The organism is Streptomyces azureus (genome assembly GCF_001270025.1).
GTDB classification, from domain to species: domain Bacteria; phylum Actinomycetota; class Actinomycetes; order Streptomycetales; family Streptomycetaceae; genus Streptomyces; species Streptomyces azureus.
The window spans coordinates 33936-40676 of sequence record NZ_DF968250.1 but is presented as its reverse complement, the minus strand read 5'-3'; the positions used below and the strand labels follow the sequence as shown (position 1 = coordinate 40676).

The 6741-nt window shown below is 71.6% G+C and carries 7 protein-coding genes; 2 read left to right on the top strand and 5 right to left on the bottom strand.

All coding sequences use genetic code 11. The features are described from left to right. On the bottom strand, nucleotides 1–2338 hold a 2338-nt coding region (locus AOQ53_RS13670), incomplete at its 3' end, for a DEAD/DEAH box helicase (protein ID WP_107084017.1). Between the two features lie 257 nt (nucleotides 2339–2595). On the opposite strand from AOQ53_RS13670, the gene AOQ53_RS13665 reads away from it, so the two are divergent. Continuing rightward, complete coding sequence (locus AOQ53_RS13665) at nucleotides 2596–3351, top strand: ferritin-like fold-containing protein (RefSeq protein WP_099054593.1); 756 nt, start codon at nucleotides 2596–2598, stop codon at nucleotides 3349–3351. A gap of 134 nt (nucleotides 3352–3485) precedes the next feature. On the opposite strand, the gene AOQ53_RS13660 is transcribed toward AOQ53_RS13665, so the two are convergent. The 4 genes from AOQ53_RS13660 to AOQ53_RS13645 all read right to left on the bottom strand — a co-directional run bounded on the left by AOQ53_RS13660 (nucleotide 3486) and on the right by AOQ53_RS13645 (nucleotide 5399). Continuing rightward, nucleotides 3486–3755 carry a hypothetical protein gene (locus AOQ53_RS13660; RefSeq protein ID WP_059417310.1) on the bottom strand — a complete coding sequence of 90 codons (270 nt, stop codon included), beginning with the start codon at nucleotides 3753–3755 and terminating at the stop codon, nucleotides 3486–3488. 201 nt (nucleotides 3756–3956) lie between these two features. After that, nucleotides 3957–4184 carry a DUF3107 domain-containing protein gene (locus tag AOQ53_RS13655; RefSeq protein WP_010047710.1) on the bottom strand — a complete coding sequence of 76 codons (228 nt, stop codon included), beginning with the start codon at nucleotides 4182–4184 and terminating at the stop codon, nucleotides 3957–3959. Nucleotides 4185–4319: 135 nt separating this feature from the next. Next, nucleotides 4320–4967 carry a TetR/AcrR family transcriptional regulator gene (locus tag AOQ53_RS13650; protein ID WP_020269805.1) on the bottom strand — a complete coding sequence of 216 codons (648 nt, stop codon included), beginning with the start codon at nucleotides 4965–4967 and terminating at the stop codon, nucleotides 4320–4322. 207 nt (nucleotides 4968–5174) lie between these two features. Then, nucleotides 5175–5399, bottom strand: coding sequence for a hypothetical protein (locus AOQ53_RS13645; protein WP_059417309.1), 225 nt, complete (start codon nucleotides 5397–5399; stop codon nucleotides 5175–5177). A gap of 301 nt (nucleotides 5400–5700) precedes the next feature. Between AOQ53_RS13645 and AOQ53_RS13640 the strand changes: the two genes are divergently transcribed. Next, nucleotides 5701–6735: an alpha/beta fold hydrolase gene (locus tag AOQ53_RS13640; RefSeq protein WP_059417308.1), complete on the top strand. Its 1035-nt coding sequence runs from the start codon at nucleotides 5701–5703 to the stop codon at nucleotides 6733–6735. Nucleotides 6736–6741 lie beyond the last annotated feature (6 nt).

Here is a 6741-nt window from a genome sequence, read left to right as displayed (position 1 = left end):
CCTTGCGGGTGCGGCGGCGCGGCTTGGCTTCCGTGCCTTCGGCCGTGTCGGCGGCGGCTTCGGCCGCTGCGGTGGTCTTCCGCGTGCGGCGGGGCTTGGGCTCGGTGACCTGCGCCTCGCCGGCGGCGTCCTCCGTCGCTGCCGTCGCCTTGCGCGTACGCCTGGGCTTCGCCGCGGCGGTCTCGGCCGTGTCGACGGCCTCCTCCGCTGCGGCGGTCGCCTTGCGCGTGCGGCGCGGCTTGGTCTCGGCGGCCTCGGCCGGAGCGGCAGGGGCCGCGGACTCGGCAGCCGTCTTGCGGGTGCGCCGCGGCTTCGTCTCCGTCGGCTCCGGTGCGGACTCGGTGGTCCCCTCGGCCGTGTCGAGCGCCGACTCGGCCGCTGAGGCAGCCGTGGTCTTGCGGGTGCGGCGGCGCGGCCTGGACGCGGGAGCCTCGGGCTGGTCGGCCACCGGGGCGGCCACGACCGACGCGGCATCCGCCTCAGCCGGGGCCTTTGCGGCAGCCGACGGCGTCACAGCGGCCTCGGCCTCCACCGCAGGCGTCTCCGACCTGCGGGTGCGGCGCCGGCGCGACTTGGCCGCCTCCGTGCTCGTGCCCTCCGCCGTTGCCACGGCGTTCTCCGCCGGCTCGGACGCGGGGGACTCGACCGCCGTGACCCGCGCCGACTCGGCAGAGGCGCCACCGCGGGTGCGGCGACGGCGACGCGGGGTGCGCGGAGCCGTGACGGCCTCCGCCTCGGCGGAGCCGCCCGTGGCCGTGGTGTCGGGAGTGGCGGTGCCGGTCGGCTCCGGCGCTCCGTCCAGCGGCGTCCCGCCGCGCATACGGCGGCGGCGTCGCGGCGTACGGTCCGAACGCTCGCGGTCGGCCGACGGGGACTCGTCGCGGCCACCACGACCGCGGCCCCCGCGGCCGCGCGGCCCCCGGCCGCCCGTTTCGCCCAGGTCCTCCAGCTCCTCCGCGTCCAGCCCGGCGCGCTTGCGCTCCGAGCGCGGCAGGACGCCCTTCGTGGCCTCGGGGATGCCGAGGTCGGCGTAGAGGTGCGGGGAGGTGGAGTACGTCTCCGGCGGGTCGTTGAAGCCCAGGTCCAGCGCCTTGTTGATGAGCTGCCAGCGCGGGATGTCGTCCCAGTCGACGAGCGTGATCGCGATGCCCTTGGCGCCCGCGCGGCCGGTACGGCCGATGCGGTGCAGGTACGTCTTCTCGTCTTCCGGCGACTGGTAGTTGATGACGTGCGTCACGCCCTCGACGTCGATGCCGCGGGCGGCGACGTCGGTGCAGACGAGGACGTCCACCTTGCCGTTGCGGAAGGCCCGCAGGGCCTGCTCGCGGGCGCCCTGGCCGAGGTCGCCGTGGACCGCGCCGGAGGCGAAGCCGCGCTGCTGGAGCTGGTCGGCGAGGTCCGCCGCGGTGCGCTTCGTACGGCAGAAGACCATGACCAGTCCCCGGCCGTCGGCCTGCAGTATGCGCGCGACCATCTCCGGCTTGTCCATGTTGTGCGCGCGGTAGATGTACTGCTTGGTGTTCGCGACCGTCTTGCCCGCGTCGTCCGGCGCCGTGGCGCTGATGTGCGTGGGCTGCGACATGTAGCGGCGGGCCAGTCCGATGACCGCGCCCGGCATGGTGGCCGAGAACAGCATCGTCTGGCGCCGGACCGGCAGCATGTTGATGATCTTCTCGACGTCGGGCAGGAAGCCCAGGTCGAGCATCTCGTCGGCCTCGTCGAGGACCAGGCACCTGACGTGCTTCAGGTTCAGCTTCTTCTGCCCGGCGAGGTCGAGCAGCCGGCCCGGGGTGCCGACGACCACGTCGACGCCCTTCTTCAGGGCCTCGACCTGGGGCTCGTAGGCCCGGCCGCCGTAGATGGCGAGGACGCGGACGTTGCGCACCTTGCCCGCGGTCAGCAGGTCGTTGGTGACCTGCGTGCACAGCTCGCGTGTGGGGACGACGACGAGCGCCTGCGGGGCGTCGGTGAGGTCTTCGGGCTCGGCGCGTCCGGCCTCGACGTCGGCGGGGACGGTGACGCGCTCGAGGAGCGGGAGGCCGAAGCCCAGCGTCTTGCCGGTGCCGGTCTTGGCCTGGCCGATGACGTCCGAGCCCGAAAGGGCCACGGGGAGCGTCATCTCCTGGATGGGGAAGGCGGTGATGATGCCGACGGCCTCCAGGGCCTCGGCGGTCTCGGGAAGAATTCCGAGCTCTCGGAACGTCGTAGTCAGGGTGCTGCCTCTTCTGTGTGGGCGGCGCGAGGCGAGCGCGGGGGTCTTGTCGGACCGTGCCGGGGACGTCGGCTGCCTACGGGCGGGCCGTAGAGCACGGGACCGCGCCGACGCTCTAGCGCTCATGCCGCTGAGGGTGTCCCTCCGGCATCCGTACGCAAGTGCCGTACGAACGGGAGGGTCTGTCGGGTCGGAGCCGATCGGGCCACCGACCGGGCATCCTCATACGTGCGGCCTGTCGAGGTACGTCGACGTACCAGCAGGCGCATTACCACCATACCCCGGAATCCCGCACATGCGATGGCCGATTTGGTCACGTAGTCGTCGTCACACTGATTGACCAGGGCCTTACGCCTCCCGGCGGGCGGGCTATTGTGCGCTTCATGACGAGCTCTGACAAGCCTGAGAACGCCTCGGACACCACCGCCACCCCGGCCGGACACACCGGAGTCGCCGCCCGGGACTGGGCTACGGCCTCCGCCGACCCGCAGTACCGTGCCGCGGTCGTGGACCTGCTCGGCGCGCTCGCCTACGGGGAGCTGGCGGCGTTCGAGCGGCTCGCGGAGGACGCCAAGCTGGCTCCGACGCTCGGGGACAAGGCGGAGCTGGCGAAGATGGCGTCGGCCGAGTTCCACCACTTCGAGAGGCTGCGCGACCGGCTCGCCGAGATCGGGGAGGAGCCGACGCGGGCGATGGAGCCGTTCGTCGCGGCCTACGACGGGTTCCACAAGCAGACGGCCCCCTCGGACTGGCTGGAGGGCCTTGTCAAGGCCTACGTCGGCGACTCCATCGCCAGCGACTTCTACCGGGAGGTCGCGGCCCGCCTGGACTCCGACTCCCGCGGTCTGGTGCTGGCCGTGCTCGACGACACCGGGCACGGCGGCTTCGCCGTGGAGAAGGTGCGTGCCGCGATCGACGCGGACCCGCGTGTGGGCGGGCGGCTCGCGCTGTGGGCGCGGCGGCTGATGGGCGAGGCCCTGTCGCAGTCCCAGCGGGTGGTCGCCGAGCGGGACGCGCTGTCGACCATGCTGGTGGGCGGTGTCGCGGACGGCTTCGACCTCGCCGAGGTCGGCAAGATGTTCTCCCGGATCACCGAGGCGCACACCAAGCGGATGGCTGCGCTGGGACTGGCCGCCTAGCGCTCTTGCGCAGCGGAGGGCGGGCGCCGAGGGGGTCCGGCTGCGTAGCGCTCCGCACAAGGTCTCCGGCTGTGTCACGGCTGCGGGCCGTTGCCGGCGGGGCGCGCAGGTCCCCGCGCCCCGGTCTGCTGCGGCTACGCCGTCGCTGATCGTCGGCGCAGGCGCCCCGCGGGGCGCAGCAGCAGCGACAGCGAGGCCACCGAGACGATCACCGCGCCGAGCAGCACCAGCAGCCAGTGCCCGGCGTCCAGCGCGCTGTGCATGACGAAGGACCCGAAGAGGGCGCCGGCGACGCCGGTCGACAGGACCAGGGGACGGGCCGGGAGGCGGTGTGCCAGGCGATGCGTGGCCGCCCATGCCAGAGCCAGGCCGAGGATCGCGGAGCTCAGCGCTTCCAGGAGCATGTCGAGGTCCCTCCCACATGGCCTGCCCGAATCGGTCGTAGCCCGTCTTACCCCTGACCTGCGGATTCCAATCCCCATCTGTGGATGAACCGTGCTCCATTCGTGGCGGAACCCGTGTGCGGCACCGGCTGCCGCACGCGAGAGGGAACGCGAACGGGGCGGGTCGGCCGACAGCCGCCCCGCCCCGTTCCAGGCATGCGCCTACAGAGCGCCGAAGCCCACCTTGCGCGGGGCCGGCTCGCCGATCTCGATGTACGCGAGACGGTCGGCCGGGACCAGGACCTTGCGGCCGTGCTCGTCCACGAGGGTCAGCAGCGGCGACTTCCCGGCCAGCGCCTCGGACACCGCCCGCTCGACCTCCTCGGCACTCTGACCGCTCTCCAGAACGATCTCGCGGGGCGCGTGCTGCACGCCGATCTTGACCTCCACGGCTATGTCCCTCCGACGGTCAGTGATGTGCGCGACCTTCCGCGCCGTACGCAGCACACATTAGCCCGGTGAGGGGACCGGCATGCTCCGCCCGAGAACGCCACGAGCGAACAGCGGGTGGGAACAAAGCGGCCGTCAGTGGTGCTGCTGGTCGGTTCCGTGCAGCGGGAAGCCCGCGATACCGCGCCATGCCAGCGAGGCGAGCAGCTGTACGGCCTGGTCGCGCGGCACGCTGCGGTCGCTGTGCAGCCAGGACCGGGCCACCACCTGGGCGAGGCCGCCCAGCCCCGAGGCGAGCAGCATCGACTCCGCGCGCGACAGGCCCGTGTCCTCGGCGATGACGTCGCAGATCGCCTCCGCGCACTCGTTGGTGACCTTGTCGACGCGCTCGCGCACGGCGGGCTCGTTGGTCAGGTCCGACTCGAAGACCAGGCGGAACGCGCCGCCGTCGTCCTCGACGTACGCGAAGTAGGCGTCCATCGTCGCCCGGACGCGCTGCTTGTTGTCGGTCGTCGACGCCAGCGCGTTCCGTACGGCCTGGATGAGCGACTCGCAGTGCTGGTCCAGCAGCGCGAGGTAGAGGTCGAGCTTGCCCGGGAAGTGCTGGTAGAGCACCGGCTTGCTGACGCCCGCGCGCTCGGCGATGTCGTCCATCGCGGCCGCGTGGTAGCCCTGGGCCACGAAGACCTCCTGGGCGGCGCCCAGAAGCTGGTTCCGTCGGGCACGGCGCGGCAGGCGTGTGCCCCGCGGGCGAACCGCCTCTGTCTGCTCGATGGCTGTCACGCCGCCTCCCATGTTCGTCCATGTGCGGATCTGGCCGCGTCGCCATCGTACTTTTCGGTAACCGTGGTGTGCGCGGTGAGAGCGCAGAATTTCACGGACCGGACGGTTACGAAAGCGGTTGAGAAGGTTTCAAACAGGGTCAGAGCGGGCAAAATGCGGCTCCTTTCCTGCTCGGTGATGCTCCCTGTCGCCACCCGGCGGCGTGCGTCACCGGTAGTCGTCCTCGTCGAGAGAGACGATCCGGGCCTGCTCCATCAGGTCGGCCTCATTGGCGCGGTCGGGGTCGAGGCGGGTCAGCGGGTCGTCGCGGTTCGGTGCGACGTCCGTGTGCTGCTCGGCCGCGTCGACCTCGGGGGCCTCGACGTCGTACTCCGCCGTCTCCGGCGCCTCCTCGGCCTCGAACGTCTCCGGGTCTGTGGGGTCTACGGCCATGCTGGGCTCCCTTCCTACGAACGTCCCTGGGGATGCAGGGGCCACACGCGGGTGCCCTCTCTACGAGCCTAGGAGACACCCGATCCGGACGCTATGCGATCCGCGCCCGGGATGTGACGCAGTGCGCATCCCGTTGAGTGCTTCTCGTATGCCCTGTCTTTCCCGGGTGCCTCCCGTGCTCGGATGCCTTTCCGCTCTCCCGCGCCTTCCCCGTGTCCGCCTCATGTGCCCGCCTCGCGTGGCCGATTCTTGTGATGGCGAACACATGAGCCACTACGTGATCGTCTCGTAACATTGCCGCATGTCTTCGACCGAGCTGCCGTTCGTGCCGCCCGCCAATGTGCTGCCGAAGGTGGGGGGCGTCAGGGTCGCCGAGGGCGAGCGGCTCAGGTCGGTCGAGCTGCCCGGGGTCACGCTGACAGTGCGGTCGAGGCGTCCCGCGCGCAAGGGGCTGGCTCCCGCGCTCTACGTGCACGGACTCGGAGGTTCCTCGCAGAACTGGTCGGCGCTGATGCCCCTGCTGGACGACGTCGTCGACAGCGAGGCCCTCGACCTGCCGGGCTTCGGTGACTCCCCGCCGCCGGACGACGGCGACTACTCGGTCACGGGGCACGCGCGTGCGGTCATCCGGTACCTCGACGCCACCCGTCGCGGACCCGTGCATCTGTTCGGGAACTCGCTCGGTGGCGCCATCACCACCCGTGTCGCCGCGGTACGGCCCGATCTGGTCCGTACGCTCACGCTCGTGTCGCCTGCTCTGCCCGAAATCCGAGTGCAGCGCACCGCCGTGCCCACAGCGCTGCTGGCGGTGCCCGGGATCGCCCCGCTCTTCACCCGGCTGACCCGGGACTGGACGGCGGAGCAGCGCGTCCGTGGCGTGATGGCGTTGTGTTACGGGGATCCGGGGCGGGTGACGCCGGAAGGATTCAGCAACGCCGTGCACGAGATGGAGCGGCGGCTGCGGCTACCGTACTTCTGGGACGCGATGACGCGTTCCGCGCGTGGGATCGTCAACGCGTACACGCTGGGCGGCCAGCAGGGACTGTGGCGCCAGGCCGAACGGGTTCTCGCGCCGACCCTCCTCGTCTACGGTGGCCGTGACCAACTCGTCGGCTTCCGGATGGCCCAGAGGGCGGCCCGGGCGTACCGCGACTCGCGGCTGGTGACGTTGCCGGACGCGGGGCACGTGGCCATGATGGAGTACCCGGAGACGGTGGCCATGGCGTTTCATGAACTCCTCGCAACCGCGGGGGAGTTGGGTGAACAGCGAGCGAGGAAGGCTCGCGCGGACGAGGCCGTCGACGAGGCAGAAACCGACGAGAGCATGGGGGGCTGAGGCGCG